Source organism: Rhizobium sp. CB3171 (genome assembly GCF_029714265.1).
Lineage (GTDB): Bacteria > Pseudomonadota > Alphaproteobacteria > Rhizobiales > Rhizobiaceae > Rhizobium.
The window spans coordinates 1853356-1870600 of sequence record NZ_CP121653.1; the positions used below are offsets into that span (position 1 = coordinate 1853356).

The 17245-nt window shown below is 56.3% G+C and carries 10 protein-coding genes; 8 read left to right on the plus strand and 2 right to left on the minus strand.

Going from position 1 to position 17245, the window contains the following annotated elements:
• Positions 1-67: 67 nt before the first annotated feature.
• Both QA648_RS27835 and grpE read right to left on the minus strand, forming a co-directional pair.
• A complete protein-coding gene (locus QA648_RS27835) occupies positions 68-1399 on the minus strand; it encodes a TadE/TadG family type IV pilus assembly protein (protein ID WP_283052022.1) in 1332 nt (443 codons plus the stop codon).
• A 780-nt stretch (positions 1400-2179) separates the two neighbouring features.
• Complete coding sequence (gene grpE / locus QA648_RS27840) at positions 2180-2821, minus strand: nucleotide exchange factor GrpE (RefSeq protein ID WP_283052023.1); 642 nt, start codon at positions 2819-2821, stop codon at positions 2180-2182.
• Positions 2822-3308: 487 nt separating this feature from the next.
• Between grpE and QA648_RS27845 the strand changes: the two genes are divergently transcribed.
• The 8 genes from QA648_RS27845 to QA648_RS27880 all read left to right on the plus strand — a co-directional run bounded on the left by QA648_RS27845 (position 3309) and on the right by QA648_RS27880 (position 17059).
• The gene (locus QA648_RS27845) at positions 3309-5144 is read left to right on the plus strand and encodes an AAA family ATPase (protein WP_283052025.1); all 1836 of its coding nucleotides are present in this window, start codon (positions 3309-3311) and stop codon (positions 5142-5144) included.
• Positions 5141-5812 carry a 4Fe-4S single cluster domain-containing protein gene (locus tag QA648_RS27850; protein WP_283052027.1) on the plus strand — a complete coding sequence of 224 codons (672 nt, stop codon included), beginning with the start codon at positions 5141-5143 and terminating at the stop codon, positions 5810-5812. Before QA648_RS27845 ends, QA648_RS27850 begins: the two co-directional genes overlap by 4 nt.
• Positions 5805-12080, plus strand: a complete 6276-nt coding sequence (locus QA648_RS27855; protein ID WP_283052028.1) for an AAA domain-containing protein — start codon at positions 5805-5807, stop codon at positions 12078-12080. The genes QA648_RS27850 and QA648_RS27855 overlap by 8 nt, the downstream gene beginning before the upstream one ends.
• Complete coding sequence (locus QA648_RS27860) at positions 12077-13429, plus strand: hypothetical protein (protein ID WP_283052029.1); 1353 nt, start codon at positions 12077-12079, stop codon at positions 13427-13429. The genes QA648_RS27855 and QA648_RS27860 overlap by 4 nt, the downstream gene beginning before the upstream one ends.
• Before the next feature lie 348 nt (positions 13430-13777).
• A complete protein-coding gene (locus tag QA648_RS27865) occupies positions 13778-15145 on the plus strand; it encodes a hypothetical protein (protein ID WP_283052030.1) in 1368 nt (455 codons plus the stop codon).
• 965 nt (positions 15146-16110) lie between these two features.
• On the plus strand, positions 16111-16446 hold the full coding sequence (locus tag QA648_RS27870; protein ID WP_283052032.1) for a hypothetical protein: 336 nt from the start codon (positions 16111-16113) through the stop codon (positions 16444-16446).
• 44 nt (positions 16447-16490) lie between these two features.
• Positions 16491-16718: a metallophosphoesterase family protein gene (locus tag QA648_RS27875; RefSeq protein ID WP_283052034.1), complete on the plus strand. Its 228-nt coding sequence runs from the start codon at positions 16491-16493 to the stop codon at positions 16716-16718.
• Entirely contained in the window at positions 16715-17059 is a 345-nt protein-coding gene (locus tag QA648_RS27880; RefSeq protein ID WP_283052036.1) for a hypothetical protein, read from the plus strand. The genes QA648_RS27875 and QA648_RS27880 overlap by 4 nt, the downstream gene beginning before the upstream one ends.
• Positions 17060-17245: the final 186 nt, after the last annotated feature.

Genomic DNA, 17245 nt, shown 5'->3' on the forward strand with positions numbered 1-17245 from the left:
GATCGCGGCGACGCCGTGGCGATCGGCGAGGAAGCGGCGCAGGAGTGCAAACGGTTTTTCGCTTGCTTCATTGGGTCAGCCGAACGGATGAGAGATATTGCGTAAAGAGCGCTGACAAACCTGTCGTGATGTCTGCTGACGACGAGGCAGAAATGAACAGGCTCTTGGAGGATGCGCAGTCGGCAAGCGCATAGGGGATGTAGTCGCGTCTCGTGATGCTGGTCGATACGCCGCTATCCATGGTGCCGCCCCAGTTGCTCTTCCAATTGGCGCTCGCCATGGTCGCGCCGACGGTGGCATTGTAACCCCAGTCCGTGGTGATCGGCAGATATTCGGTGTAAAGAACCGCCATGGTCGCGGACTGGTTTTTGACGTAGCCGCACCAGTCCGGATTTAGCGGCGCCACCTTTTTCAACGTGCTTGAGCCCTTAACCACCCATCCGCGCTGTGATTGCACGCCATCCGTCAGCAGGAGAACCAGTTTGAGCGGTTTGGCCAAGGAGGTGCCGTCCCCACCGGTACCGACCAACTTCTTCAGCGCCGTCAAGGCGACGTCAAAATAAGTATAAGTCGTCGACGTCGCGCTTGTGAGGCCGTAACTGTCATCGGACAGGCGTTTGCGCGCAGTCGTGGTATCCAGGGTCGGAGCCAGAACTTCCGTGGTTGTGTCCCCCAAGCTATATAGTCCGACTTTGATACGTGTATGATTGCTGTCGGATTCGTCGATCATATCGAGCACTTCACCGACGGCGTCCACGGCGACGTCGGCGCGCAGCTTTATTTTCTTTGCGATACTATAGGCGTAGTTGTTGGCATAATACGTGCCGCTGACTGTGTGTTCGTCGCCCGTGTGGCAGGCGAACTGGCATCTGATGCCAGAATACATGGTCTGCTGACCTGCAGTCGTTGCCGCCAGAAGCATCGAAGGGGATTTGTCGATGACGACGTACACGTTGAGATAGGACGTGGCCGGCCCTTTGACGGCACTTGCTACGCTGACGGGAACGGTAGTGATATTCGCGAGCTGCATCAAGGTCGTCGGAACGGTGCCGCTTGCCGTCGCCGTTATGCGATGGTTGCTCGTATCGATTTCGATGTCGCCAAGCGTATAGCTGCTTTCCACCTGCGCATGGAACCAGTCAGAAACCTTTTCCTTGAGAGCGTCGGTGTCTTCGGTGTCGATCTGTTTGACGGCGGCGATCAAGGCCGCGTCAAGATTGCTCTGCATGCTCTGCCTGACATTGTAGGCCCGGATATAGTCGAAACTCGCTCCGACAGCGAGGAGCATGGGCACCATGGCGAGGGCAGTGACGATGGCGACGTTGCCGCCTCTATCGTTTCGCAGATGGCGAAGGAGTTTAAAGAGCCGACTAAGTGAATATGAAAAATCCGAGCTCAAAAACCACCATCACTTAATTGCATAAAAATAGTGATGACGATAACGTATCGAAGAAGGTTAACCCTTTGTGCACTTCTTCTAGATCCTAGAGAAAAATGCCGTCTCGATTCTCTCTTCCATGCGTATATCTTACATTGTTCGCGGAATTTGGATATCGCTACTCCACCGTCGCCCTCGTATTTCTTCAACGTCAGGCTGAAGCCGTGATCAGGCGTCAGCGAATGCGATAGTCTCGATGGACAGCGATAGTGGAGTATTTCGCGTGAGGCGGAACAAGGAGAGTTCGCACTGCGGAAAAGCCGAAGAGGAGCGTTGCAAACCCCGCTCTCGTTTCGTAAGCGCAGAGAATATTCCTCACTTTGATCAGGTGAGATGTTGTCGCGCGAAACCCTGAATCAATCCCATGCCACCTGCAACCAGGAAGTTTGCAACAGAACCAGGCGAGAATCGCATTACATCTCAACGAGGGCGAAAGCGGCCATGCTCTTGCGCGCGCCGTCTTCCTTCACCAGCTGATATCGTTGCTCTTCTCGCAATGATCGGCAGGATCGACGGCGGGTTAATTGCAAGCATTTGAAGGCACGATAGTGACCGAAAACCAAGCTTCGCGCAGGCGACGCAAACCGTTTTGGGGCATACGTCTTTCCAAGCCGACATCTGCCCTGCGCTCCCTTTTCACCCGACGCCATTCAGAGGGCGTAATAGTTCAATCCAAAGCCGTTAGATCGTCACAACCGCATCGTGAATACCACGAAACTGTGCGGTTGGTAGCCAGCTTCCCTATTCACTATCAAGCACCTTCTCGGCCTGCTCGTTCACCGGGCCTGGCTCGACCTTCGACGCGGCGCCTGCCTCCGGCCCACCCTTGGCGACACCGACCATGGCCGGCCGCAGCACCCGATCGCCGATGGTATAACCTGGCTGCACCACCTGGACGACGGTGCCAGCCGGAACCTCCGGGCTAGGCACCTCGAACATCGCCTGGTGAAAGTTCGGGTCAAACTTCTCACCCTCCGGCACAAGCTTCTTCACGCCGTGCCGTCCCAGCGCCAAAAGCATGGCGCGCTCGGTGAGATCGACGCCCTCGATCAGCGCCTTGAAGCCGGCATCACCGCAGGCCTTGGCCTCGGCCAGAATGGCATCGAGCGCGCGGCGCAGATTGTCCGACACCGACAGCATGTCGAGTGCGAAATTGGCCACCGCGTAAGTGCGCGCATCATGCACGTCGCGCGTGGTGCGCCGCCGCAAATTTTCCATTTCGGCCGCGACCCGCAGCGCGCGGTCCTTCAGTTCCTCGTTTTCCTTCAGCAGCCGCTCAAGCGCTTCGTGATTGCCGCCGCCGCCAACTTCCGCACGCTCGCCGGAAGCCCCGGTGCCTACCATATCTTCGGACGTGCGTTCGTCTTTTGCCTGGTCGCTCATCGCGTTTCCCGTCATTCGAATTGGTCTCGGTTTGCACCCGATATCGAGGTTTGGGGGCCAAAAATCAAGGGGTAAGCGCTCGCGGCGGATGTCGGGCCATTGCTCCAAGTTAATTCAAATTTTGCCGTATCACGCAGCTTTCCTTGTCCTCGAATGCCGGTGCGCTGCGGGGAGTTTCGAAGCCCACATTCCAAGATTTTTGCGCCTGGAGGACGAACTTCAAATTCGACAACAGAATGTCAGCCTCCTGGATAAAGCCTTCAGCGGAAACGCAGATATCAGCGTCAACCCAAGATTTCCGCTTTAATTAACTGCGGGCGGGGGCACGGTTCCGGTCCTCGGGGATAATTTTAGGATGAGGGGGTTATCCAGGGGCGCCTATTGGAAACGCAGTTCAAACCGTACCCGTTTAAAAAGGGATGATTGTGCTTTAATGGCACCTATTCAACTGCAGGCACGTCTTATAAGGTCTGCGACGGAGGGCACAGTGATCGACACCGCAATATCGAAATCCCGTTGGCTGCGAGACCTTTCTCGGTTTTTGTCGCTTAAAAGCCAACTCGTTCTTACTGGGAACGTACGCGATCTACAGGCATACGAATTGCAGCCGGGGATAGTCGCCGCTATCCCCCTCATGCACTGTCTCGATAGCGAATTACGTGCCCAAGGCTATAGGGACGTCGTCGTATTCACGCCGATGTTGGGCTTCAGCCTTGCCGCTGCGGTCCCGGGCGTCGATGCGGCCACGGTACTGGGAAGATTGGGGATCGAGAACCAACCGGTTGGAGGCCTCGGACTGGAAAGCCTAACGGCGGCCTTTCCAGCTTTCGTCGAAGCCAAGGGCGAGCCAGTTGCACTCATTGTCGACTTTGCATCGAGGCTGGTCAATCGAAGCGACGCTCTCCTGGCGGCAGAACAGGCTTTGTTTGCCCGGGCACAAATCTGCTCGTCGAATGCGAGAACAAGACCGTCGGGCGAAAATCGAAGGCCGTTCTATAACACCGTGATCTGGATCGCAGATAAGGAATCCGACTTACCCGATTGGTTCATGGTCGAAAATCCCAAAATCCGGCATATCCCGATCGCGACCCCTGACAACCTTATCCGCAAATCCATCGCTCCAAACATTCTTCGCGGACTGCCGGACGCCCGTGAGGCCTCCTCTGAGGATTTTGACAAGGCCGCCGATACCTTCGTGAGTCTGACGGACGGGCTGCTGCTGTCGGACATGAACGCGATAGCTCAGCTGGGCCGGAACGACAGTCTGTCCGTTCGGCAGATCGGAGACGCTATCCGCCGCTACAAGGTCGGTGTCACCGATGACCCTTGGCGTAGGATCGATCGTGCCCGGATCGCGGGAGGCGAAGACTTCATCCGCTTGCGAGTCAAAGGTCAGCGCCACGCTGTCGTCCACATGCTTGATATTATCAAGCGAGCAGTGATGGGCGTTGGCAGGTCGTCCTCGAATGGACGGCCTCGAGGCGTCGCCTTTCTTGCCGGACCGACAGGCGTCGGGAAGACCGAGCTGGCGAAAACGATCACGAGCCTCCTATTCGGTGACGAGGCCGCCTACATTCGTTTCGACATGTCGGAGTTCAGCGCTGAACACGCTGACCAGCGGCTGATAGGAGCGCCTCCCGGCTACGTCGGCTACGATGCAGGCGGCGAACTTACGAACGCGATCCGGGAAAAGCCCTTCAGCGTCGTGCTCTTCGACGAGATCGAGAAAGCTCATCCACGGATCCTCGACAAGTTTCTGCAAATTCTCGACGACGGCGTTCTGACATCCGGTCGTGGAGATCGCGTATATTTCTCCGAAGCGATTATCCTGTTTACTTCGAACCTCGGGATTTATCGGACTGATACCTCAGGAGCCAGAATTGCGAATGTGAAACCGAGCGATGACTATGCGGACGTAGAGGCAAAGGTACGCGAGGAGATCGATCAGCACTTTAAGCTCGTCTTGAATCGCCCCGAAATCCTAAATCGCATGGGCGAAAACGTCATCGTCTTCGACTTCATCCGCAGACCCATCGCCGAGCAGATTTTTGCCCAGATCGTCCGGGGACTGCTCGATCAGACGCGATCAATTGGATACGACGTCTCGCTTTCGGCATTCGCCGAAGCCGATCTTCGCGAACAATGTCTAACGGACCTTTCAAACGGTGGCCGCGGCATCCGGAATAAGGTCGAAGCTTACCTTGCCAACCCGCTGTCACGGGCGCTCTTTGACTCCGGCAAGACGGAAGGTGCCTTCGTCGTTAACGCGATACAGATTGAACCGATGATCGCGCTGGAGATCACCGAGAAACCGACATCATGACCTCGATCGCACTGTCACGGTTACATTTCCCGATCACGACCCTTGGCCCGGGCAACCGTATCGGCATCTGGTTCCAGGGATGTTCGATACGATGTCCTGGCTGCATTTCAGCCGACACCTGGGCCGCAGGCCGGGATCCAACGGACGTGGAGGCCATCATTGATGCAATCGATCGATGGCTGCCCGCTGGCGAAGGCTTGACCGTTTCGGGTGGCGAGCCTTTTGATCAACCAGATGCGCTGACCGAACTCTTGCAAGCTTTTCGACGTCGCTCTGAAGCGGACATCCTGGTGTTTTCCGGCTACCCGATTGAAAAGCTCATGCCTTATCTTGAGAGGATGAATGGCCTGGTAGACGCGCTGATCTCCGATCCATACCTCATCGACGCTACCCAGACGAAAGTCCTGAGAGGCAGCGATAACCAGAGACTTCATCGGCTGACCCCACTTGGCGAAACGCGCTTCGCCGCGTATGAGCGCGCCATCCAGCCCGGCGAGAAGAAATTCGATCTGATGATGGATGCCGACGGCACAGTCTGGATGGCGGGTATCCCTGCACGGAGAGACTTCGAAAAGCTGTCGCGGCATCTGTCGAATCAACACCACACCGTTCTCACCACGCAAGACCGCTCCACAAGCGGAGCACGTCGAGGCAAGCCCCATGATTAGACTTTGTCCAAACTGCAATACCGAGCGGCCGCTGAGTGAATTCTTCTGCGAAAATGTCGTTGCCGATGGAAAGACCTGCAATTGGGACCTGACGTCGGTGGCAATTCGTGAGCCGGGAATGAGCAGCGACCAACCTATCAACGTTGGGTCATCAGTTCCGACTTCAGGTGCTCCGGTAGCATATGCTTGGACCTGCCCGAACGGCCATCCCATAGAAGAGGGCGATCTTCTTTGCCTGACTTGTGGGGCGGAGATCGAAATAGACAGCCCCGCCCCTGTCGCTGTTGTCTCGGACTCTGCTATCGACACGAATCCGGTTTCGGCGTCGGTTCCGACCGAAATAAGCGGGTGGACCGTTGAATCACGGATCACTTCGTCGAGCGCCGTCCGCGAGCGGTTTATCGCGACGAACCCAGTTAGCGGACAAAAGGGCGTCCTGACACTTTATGCGGACGGAGCGGAACCGGACACCGCCGTCTACGACGCAATCCGCAATATGCCGCTCGATCACCTGCCCGAAATTTTCGAGATCGGCCGATGGAACGACCGGGCATACGAAATCAGCGAAGAGATCACCGGCGGGACACTTGAGCATCTCGCATCGAATTCAGCTGACCCGCAGGTCTTGCGGACCATCACATTCGAGATCGGGAAGGCACTCGGCTCGTTCTCGCAAGCAGGCTTGCGCCACCGTGACATTCGCCCATCCAACATCCTGATCCGAACGGCGGAACCGCTGGATCTCGTGATCAGCGGTTTCGGATCAGCCCGACTTTCAGACTACGATCTGGACATCGTCGCCCCCTTGGAAACCACACGTTACATGGCTCCGGAAGCTATTGCGGGAGGGGTTTCGGCAGCTTCCGACTGGTGGAGTTTGGGCATGATTGTCCTCGAGATCGCCACCGCCGGAAAATGCTTCGAGGGTGTTAATTCACATGCCCTGCTGATCCACATCATTACAAACGGCGTTGAGATTCCAGCTGATATTCCACCGACGATCGCGACTTTGCTGCGAGGATTGCTGACACGGGACCACCGTGACCGCTGGCAGTGGCGCGAGGTCAGGGCTTGGTACGACGGTGAAGACGTCCCGGTATCAGACACGCAACAACAAACAGTGGAGCTCGACGGCCGGGCTGCCATTTCTCTGGGAGGAAGGGAATTCCGCAAGCCATCCGGCTACGCATTGGCGGCAGCGGAGCCGGGGAACTGGGACGAGGCCCGAAACCAGGTCTCCCGAGGGAGTGTCGCAGCATGGGTCGAAGACGCAGGTGTCGATACCGTGACGCAGGCGGCCATCCGTCGCCTTTCCCACACAGAAGGCTTGATGGACGACCTAAAGCTTTCGCTTGCGTTGAAAATCCTGCATCCCTCCATGCCGCTCATCGTCAGGGGGAATATCGTCACCCCCGGATGGTTGCTCGACCATCCGGTGGAAGGCACAGAGCTGATTTTTGGTCCCGCGACCGAGTTTTTGCACCGACTGGGTGTAGAAGAGTGGCTTCAGAGAATGAAGCAGCGAGGGCTTTCGGTCCGGGAGAAGGCAAAGCAGTTTTCGATTCAGTTAAACGAGGAAGACCTGCAAATCCATCTGCTGTCGACCTCAAAAGCCAGGTTGGCGGCGCTCTGGGCTGAACGGAGACGCATCTTCCCAGACACTGATCATCCCGGACTCAACTCCCTGATCGAAAGACGTCAAACAACGGAAGAAGACTTCATTCTCCTTCTGTCGGCAGAAGTAAGCCAATTCCGGTCGGTTGACGAAATCCTCGATGAAGCGGCCAAAACGGCTGATCGCGCCGGGGTGCATTTTTTCGATCGTGAAGATGCTCGGCAATTCCTACAGCACTCGCGGCGCGATCTCCATGCAATGATCGACGACCGCCTCAACGGCTTTTCACGCAGCGGCATTGAGCGGGTCGACGAATGGGCGGACCAATTCCGTCTGGATCGCAGGATAAGTCTCGACCGATCGCTGGTCCTGCTTTCGGTACCCAGCGAACATTGGCTGGAGCCGCCGAAGCAGGCATATGTATCTACGTTGCTTGAGTATTTCTCGAAGAAGATCTCGGGAAGCATCCTTCGCGGCCCTCTAACTAAAATGACGATCGGCAAAACGACGCCACGTGTGGACGTCACGGAACTGGGCACGGAGCGCCGTCCGGCCCCTGCCCTTCTTGACCACATCCTTGCTCGAACCGACCAGACACAGATGCTTGATCCCGCTGCAATCGGTGTATCGGATACGCTTGAGCGCCGGATGCGGAGCCTCCATGCCCACTCCACTTTGTACAAGCGGGATACGGGCATCGACGGAATGTATCTCGGCTTTCCTTTCCTGCTACATCGTGAAGACCGGACACGGACCCGAATTGCGCCGATTCTCCTATGGCCAATCAAGATTATTCCCGAGGTAGGAAACCGTGGACACGCGTCGATCGGGTTTGATCGAGACCGTGAGGAAGTGCGCCTCAATCCCGCATTCGAAGGCATGTTCGGCATTGATGCAGCGCGACGCTGGCAGGAAGCAGCGAACGATCTGCTCGGTCGGTCGACCCTTACTGCCGCCGACGTAGTTGACGGCTTCGGCGGGTTGGCCGAACTCGGTGTTCGCCAGCTCGGGCCGCTCCCTGGGAAAGACACCGCAGTCGATATCGGTCGGCCTAAGATCGTCTGCGCCGGAGTTTTCTTCCATCTCGCCTACATGGGGCAAGCCATCGTCGAAGACCTGCGGGCCTTAAAGGGCAAGCAACTGGGCGACAGCGGGCTCGAAACCGCTCTGAAGGTCACGGAGGTCGAACCCAAGGCGCCGGAGGTCGCAAAAATTCCGGAACTCGATCGCTACTTCACCGTCGCCAGCGATCCGTCGCAGGAGGCTGCGGTGCTGGAGGCGAGAAACGCCCCGGGTCTTGTCATCCAAGGACCGCCCGGAACGGGAAAGAGCCAGACAATCGTCAACATGGTCGCCGACGCCATCGGGCGAAAGAAGAGCCTCCTTGTCGTATGCCAGAAGCAGGCTGCGCTCGAGGTCGTCAAGAAGCGTCTGGAAGCCGAGGGCCTCGAAGATCGCATCTTTATGATCACGGATACCAATCGCGATCGCGAGCCAATCATTACCGCCATCCGTGACCAGTTGGCTGCGCAGCACGGCGCGGCCGGAGCACAGGGCTGGCGGAGGGACCGCCAAAACCTCGCCATGCGCATCGAGGCCATCGAAAAGGATCTCAATGTCCATCATGAGGCGCTCCATCGTATCGACGAAACCACCGGGTTATCGTACCGCGAACTGCTTGGCGAACTGATCGAGCTCGAAGCTTCGGGAGTTCCGTTGGATGTCCCGGCGTTGCGCCGGCTTTTGGGACGATTGGAGCCGGGAGCGGTCGCGGCTCTGGCCGAAGCTTGCGCTCCGCAGGCGCGTTTCTGGTTGCCGTCGAAGTTCGAGGGCAATGCATTGGCGTCGCTCAAGATCTTCAATCCGGATGAAGCGAATAGGTGTGCGTTCCATGGAGATTTCATAGCCTTTGTCGACCGCGAGACCGAATGCCTCGCCGTTCTCACCAAGACCGATCACGCGCTCCCAATGAACGACCCCGAACCGTATCGTCTGTGGTTCGATCGGAACGACGCAGAGTTCCGGCATCTGGAAGATCGGGAGAGACTTGACTTGGCTCGATGGCTCCGCTTCTGCGGGCGGCGGGCTGGTACAGGAAGCAAAGCGCTTGAAATCGCGAACGAACTTTCCGAAGTCGCTCGCCATTTGCGCTCGTTGAACGGCAGCTCTCCGGCTGACAACGTCCGTCGCCAGATGATCGTGCTGGATGACAGCGCCCTTCAGGCCGATGTCGAACTGGCGCGAGCCGTTACGACACAACCGACGGGACTTGGAAAGCTGAACCCGTTCCGCTGGCTTCGAGCCAAGCGGCTCAAAGCTCGGAAGGCTGAGTTAGGTCTCGAAGGAACAACTCCGGCGGATCTGCTGAGGGCTGGTGAATGGGAATTGCAATTGCGGCCGCTCCGTGATGCTCTCATGGCGACGCTTGAGGGATTGGACGACGACAACCTCGTTAACCGAGAGATGGCCTGGGACACGCTCATACGCGTGGCCGACGACCGCCATGCGGCCCTCGAAAAGACACAGGCGCTTGCCGATGCGGCATTCGCGTTTCCATCGGCCGATGCCATGGCAGAGGTCGTTGCCAAAGCCACGCTGGCCCAATACGAGCAGCTACGTGACAGCGCCGACCAAGCGTTCGAACGCCACGAAGCCAAGCAATTCAGCCGCGCCTCGTTGTCGAACGCGGAACAATGGTTCGAACCCGGCTGGGTCGAGGCAAGATTGCGGGCCATCGACGATGACAAGGGTAATGATACGGCGATCGGTGCGATATTCGATGCGCTTGCGACCCTAGAACCTTTCCAGCGTTTCCGCATCCGACTGAATGCCCTCCCCACCGAAGCCATGGAGATCTTCGCGGTGCTTCGCACCAAGGGGAACGACTTGCAGTCGATCCCGCCGCAAAAACTCGAGGACGAGGTCAGGAAGATCGTCAACCGCGAAGCCCGATTGGCTTGGAAGGCGAAGCTTGAAAGCGACTTCCCGCAGCTCCTCTACGATACGCCCGAATTGCAATCGAAGATCCGCACGGTCGCTGACAACGAACGCGCGATGCAACGAGCGAACAAACAGATGCTGGCTTACGGCGTTGACGGATCAAAAATCGCATCCGAGCGCGAGTGGGAACCGATCACGAGGCTCAGGGGACAGAGAGCCCAGCGCTTACGAGAATTCCTCGAAAAGGGTCCCGATTTGGGGCTGATGGAACTTCGACCTGTCTGGCTGATGAATCCGGATGTCGCAAGCCGCGTGTTGCCGCTGCGAAAGGGCATGTTCGATATCGTCATCTACGACGAAGCGTCACAGATGCCCGTCGAATACGCATTGCCCACCCTGTTTCGTGGCAAGATCGCCATCGTCAGCGGCGACGAAAAGCAGATGCCTCCGACGGCCTTCTTCTCCAGTAAGGTCGAAAACGATGAAGCCGACGTGTTTGACGGCGAAGACCTGGACGAGGATGCAACGGAAGTAGAGCGCGAAACCTACAACGACACATGGAACCGTCGCGAGATTAAGGATTGCCCCGATCTTTTACAGCTTGCGAAGTCCGTGATGCCTACTACGACGTTGCAAATCCACTACCGCTCTGCCTACCGCGAACTAATCGGCTTCTCTAACGCTTCCTTCTATGCAAATCGTCTGAGCGTCCCGGTTCGTCATCCGGATGACGAGATCCGCCGAGCTAGACCGATAGAGGTGATCCGCGTAGATGGCGTCTATGCGGACCAGAAGAACGAAATTGAAGCCGAGAAGGTCGTTGACGTGTTGGCCGATCTTTGGAACGCCGACGGCCGCAAGCCCACTGTAGGCGTCGTAACCTTCAATCGCAAGCAAGCCGACCTGATTGATGAAGTCCTTGAAGCCAGGGCACAACGGGACGAACAGTTCAGGACGACGCTTGCTCGCGAGCGCGACCGTGTGGAAGGCGGGGAAGACGTGGGCTTCTTCGTGAAGAACGTTGAAAACGTTCAGGGTGACGAACGCGACGTAATCATCTTCTCCTCGACCTTCGGCCGCAACGCGCAGGGCAGCTTCCGCAGGAATTTCGGCGTCCTGGGACAAAAGGGCGGCGAACGCCGTTTGAACGTCGCCGTTACCCGCGCCCGCGCGAAGGTCATCATGGTAACGTCCATGCCGATCGAGCTTGTGTCGGACATGCTATCCAGCCGCCGCAAGCCGACCGTTCCGCGAGACTACCTCCAAGGGTATCTCGAATACGCAAGGACAATGTCTGACGGCGACTTCGCAACCGGGCGAATGCTCCTCGATCGCTTGGTAACCGAGCGATCAGCCGCGCAATATCGCGGCGAAGATTCCCTCGACGGTTTCGCGAACTCGGTGTTCGAGTACCTTTCCGAATTGGGTGTCGAGCCCCATCGCGTCAACGACGGCAGCGCGTTCGGACTTGATTTTGCTATCGAGGATCCGCGAACGGGGCTCTACGGGCTGGGGATCGAATGCGATGCCCCGCGTCACAAGATTCTCGATAATGCCCGTGCCCGCGAAATCTGGCGACCCAGTGTCCTTAAGAGATCCATCCCCAATATCCACCGTGTCTCTTCGCACGGCTGGTACCACAACCCCGAAGAAGAGCGCCAGCGTCTTCGGAGCGCCGTCGAAGCTGCACTGTACAAGGAGGCGGCCGAATGAGTGGGCCGAAGGTCGTCAAGATCGTCACCCGCGAGGAATTGATCGATATTTGCCGAGGTCATATAGCGGCGCTCAAAGCGGCAGCGGGACAGTGGGAGCGGGTCGGCAAGCGAAACGACGCCATAACCGACGTCGATATTTCCGCCGTGCAAGCACGGATTGCAGCGATGGAGCAGCTCCTCGCGGCTGACAAGTTTGCGGATCTACAAAAGCGCGTGCCTGCGGAAATCGCGTTTTTGGCTTCTGACGTAGAGGATCGTCTACAGCAGGCAGCGGACGCCAAGGCATCCAAACGGACGAAAGAAAAACGGCTTCGCGCGACGGCTGCAACTGTATCCCGAATGCTCCGGGAAAGGCAAATGCCGATACCTGCAGAGCTTTCGGACCCCGGCCGCTATTCGCTCCAGGAAATCGAAACGGCGATCTCGAAGGCCGTAGGATCGTTTTCGCAGTCGCAAGCTTCCTCGGAGCCATCAAAGCGCCAATTAGAACTCGCATCCGCGCTCTCACAAAACGAGGAACGGACTTCTTTCGCAGCTTGGTTGCAGCACCAGATGAAAGAGAGCGATCCGAAGCTTTCGGCTTTAGAACGTCAGCTCGACGAATTGAAAGCTCTTGATCCTCACACGGCATCTGCATTCGAAGAACCGGTGCAGTCGCTAGCCGACGAGCTCCCATCAAGGCAATCCCTGCTGATCGATAGTCTAACCATAGATGTGGCGACCGCCAAACGCGATGCCAAGGAGCGGTTCGGCTTAATGACCGAGCTAGCCTCCTTGAGGGCACAACTCGCGTTGTTGAATAACAAGGCTGCGGCCCAGCGGCTCGAAGAGATCGACGGCCTCGAGATCGGCAATCCTCCAGTCAGTAAACTCAAAGTCATGATCGATTCCTCGTCTTCGCTATTGGAGGACCTGCGAAAGGCCAAGGCCGAATTTGATCGGCGGAGGACGCTTCTATCGGGGTTAGCCGAGCTCGGGTACGAGATCAAAGAAGGGATGGAAACTGCATGGGTCGAGAACGGCCGCATCGTTCTCAAGCGGACAATGGATTCCAACACCGGAATTGAACTTGGCGGTAATCCGCAAGCAGCTCTCCAGATGCGTGCCGTTGCGTTCACGAGCACGGCCTCTCCGCATGACACGGCGCACGACGTGAAGGCGGAGACCAAATTCTGTGACGACATCGCTGAGCTCCGGTCAAAATTTGCATCGACTGGAACCGACTTCGCGATCGTCAGGGCCGTCGACGTGGGAGCTACACCCGTGAAAACTATTGTAGTCGATGATGAGCGAGAACGGCGTTACGACGCTGCAGATCGCCGTCCATCAGAGCAGTTTAGGAAATAATGAATCATGTGACAGTTTCCCCGATACATGGTGGGCCGGATCTCCGCCCGGTGCTGGTCCATACTCGGGTCGGAAGGCATTCGGCGGCGATGGCATGGAACGCCAAGCGATTCGCGAACCCGACGCTTAGAGACCTAGTTGGCGATCAAATCTGCATTCCGTGGATTAAACCATCCGATTGCGCTATGGCGATCAATTTGCAGAACGCTGCTTTTGCTCACGGGACTGTCCCAGATCGAGCTTTCACCGAAAGGCGCGACTTCCCTTGGACGGGACTAGATTCATTCGGTAAACCATTTTGTGACCGATTGCCGATAGCTGTAGCCCCAGTCAACGCGGGAGACAGTCATGACACTTGTTCTGGTAGCTAGGGATAGTCGGAAGATCGTCGAGGAACTATCCGCAACAGTAACTAGCAATATTAAGAAATATTATACTTCGTTGGAACCGATGGAAGAGTACGAGATCGGCGAGGCGGAAGATGTATTCGAGAGAATGAAGACGGATGAATATTTTCTTCGTTGCGACTGTCACGTCCTGGGAAGAAAATATCCCTATTTGTCGGCTGCAAGACCCTCGACGATGAAACGTTTGCAGCCCACTGACAAAAACCTTGCACATCACCGGGATTGCGTTTTTGCCAATAGAGAAGCAGAGCGAGTTGGCGCGCGCGAAGTGCTTCCCGTTACTCGTAGACCAACAGAGGACACGCTAGCTGTTTTCGGACCCTATGTCGTGCGTCGCGAGGCCAGCTATCGCGAATCCAATCAGGACGGAGGCGGCAACAGTCTGAATCTCCCCAAGATATCTTCAGTTCTCTTTCGCCTTCTGGAAGCCGCTGAGCTCAACATAGCGCCTTTTCACGAGGACGAGACTCCCCACCCTGTGCGAGCTTGGAAAGCGGCACAAACGTTGCCCTTATCAACACAATTGAAGCTCAAACGACGTCTGGTCACCATTGACAATAGTGAAGATGGCTACGTCCGGGGCATCAACCACAGCAGCTCATTGAAAGCATTTATCGCAGAACCAGCTAATTGGTCCGATGGCACGCGACCACAGGGTTTCCTGTGCGGCGTTGCAGATGGCTATAGACGAAGAAATGATATTTTCGAGCTCGTTATTAGAGGTTGGAAGGAAGGGCCATTCATTAACACGAGGCCACATGTATTCGGTGGGATGGCAAGATCTACCTTGAGGTCACCGTACATAACGATTTTGGGATATGCATTCCCAAATATCTCCGCACCAAAGGTGCTCGGTCTCAGGAGCTTTATGCAACCCTGCTACAAACATGACGACTGGATGCCGGTCGACAGCGATCTGGAGCGTCAAACCCTGGAAATTTTAAAACGCCTTCAAAAGGATCATCCGATTTTTCGCATCTCGATTTGCAAACCACTTTTCGATGTCGAGGTGGTTTTAGAGGATAGTGCTATCGGCCGCTGCAAGCCCGATTTTGTCGTAACCTTCGCTCGGCGCGGTGAAGAGCGAACAGTTGCAATTGAGACGATGGGCATGACGACGGACGATTACGAAGACAGGAAGGCGCGCACCCATCCTCTAATGCTCAAGAGATATGGAGGGCTTATTCAACACCGCTTTCGCTATGGTCACACGACCGTACTCGGAGAGCAATTTGAGCATGAGCTTCTGGGTTTTCTCAATGAAGGCACCCAGCCCCACTACGACAGCCTTCGTGACATCGCTCGATAATCCGATAAGCTTGCGCTGGCCGCAGCCTGCTCAGATCGAAAAGATCCCCCGCTAGCTCAGCTATCAAACTGTCAGGTGGCGTTGGCAAAGACGCGTTCGCAAACGAGGGAGCGCATGAGCACAATATGCGGTTTGCCTCGCGGATGCCTCGCGCCAGGCTTCGCTGAAGTCGTGGCAACTCGACACGCCAAACAAGCATAAGAACATCGTTTGGCTTCTGCTCGTGAGACCTTACAGCGCGTACGCATATTGTTTTACCGTCAAACTCTCCAGCTACGAAATGTAGCCGCCAATCGGTCCATGTCTCTGGTTGCCAATAGTGTCCCGCTGCGATTTTTCTTTTTCTTTCCAGAACCGCTCTTGCGACTGAAAATCTACGACACATGATTGCCTCGTTCGTACCAAACCATATCGATCGCCCAGATGCATCAGAATCCAGAGCGACTCCCCAGGATTGAACGTCCGCGTGCAAGAAAGAAGGTCTTTATACTCCCCAACGTCGCCAGAAGTTCTGAGGAGTTTTCGGCAACAGGCGGCTCAAACTTATCTGGCGGCGAAGCTAAGTCGTCATCAAACGCATGCTCGTCCCTCGGCCCGGCGCTGGTCCATTCGCCGCAGACCAGACGGATCGCTATTCATTCTCAGCTGACCGACGCTGGTTCGGATTTCCTGCGGACGATTTCTATCGGACCCCTGCCCCGTACGACAATGTCGCTGGAGTGAATTCGAGACCTTTGTCTTCGAGTGCTCGAATAATTTTGTTGCTGACTTCTGCGCTCACGTGAGCAAGTTGTCCCATCTCCAGGCTTGCAACGGCTTTCGGGTGCACACCAGCAAGCTCCGCAATCTCCTTCTGTTGGAGACCACGCATTACAGCGCCAAAGCTCAGAAGCAAAGATCCGCAGGTGATTCCCCAATGGACTCACCGTAGTTCCCAGTTTGCAACCATCGGAATGGGAAGATCGATGAATCCTTGGGTCAGCAAACAGCTGCAAGAAATTCTTCCGCGAATTCAGTCGCTGGCCTTCGATTTGCAGACCGTCTGGAACAAAAATGGCGAGTTCACGCCAAAGGAATTCTCTGCCTTGAGCTATCCTGCCATCGACGTTCGGACTATCCCGTGCCTGGACGGACGAATGAGCGGGCATCCGAACATCCGTGATGGTCATCTCGGTCGGACAAGCGAGATCTTCTATGTCAGCGAAAAACGCCGTTTTGTCCGCACGCTTTCGCGTTGGTACATGCTTGATACTCCCCTTTCCGGGGAAGCTGCTGCAAGGGCTGGGCTGGTGTTTCGATGAGTGCCCGACAGTAAGACATTTGCGCATTCTCAAAGGAACGCCAGATGCGAGCTTGGATCATCAGCGACATTCATTGGCAACAGATGGAGTCTCGGTGGAGAGAACCGGTGCGCATTCCGCAAGACGCCGACGTATGCATTTGCGCTGGTGACATCGCGGAGAATATTTCGGATAGCGTCACTTATCTACGACGTGAGATCGAACCGCACAAGCCAGTTGTCGTGGTCCTCGGCAACCACGACTATTTCGGCTCAAGCATTGAACTGGCTTGATCACCATCCAAGAAATCCTTGCTCGCCACCATGAGAGCCGATCTTACATCGAGAACGGGCTGATGAAGCCGTTCGAAGGTCGCACAATTGTCCTGACGCATCACGCACCGCTCATGCAGTCCATGGACCCAACCTTCCTTGGTCAAGTCAGCAACGCGGCGTTCGCCAGCGATCTATCCGATCTGATCACACGTTGCAGGCCGTCGCTCTGGATTCACGGCCACATTCATAAGTTCCGCGACTATATGTTCGGCGATACGCGAGTGGTGTGCCATCCGCGAGGGATGATGCGTGACCGAGAAACCAGCGGTTTCCGTCCGGACTTTGTCATCGACTTATAGAAAGCGCATGCTCTGCAAAGTGAGAGAGCGGCGACATAGATCGTTTACATCGGAGCAGCCGGTACGTAGGGAACCGCCAGCATCAAGGATCAGCCTATTACAAATCCTCCGTATAAGATCAGGATTTCGAATGGCGAGGCTTCATGCCCTGTCGATCCGGCAAGCCTTTTCTACCATGCAATGGTG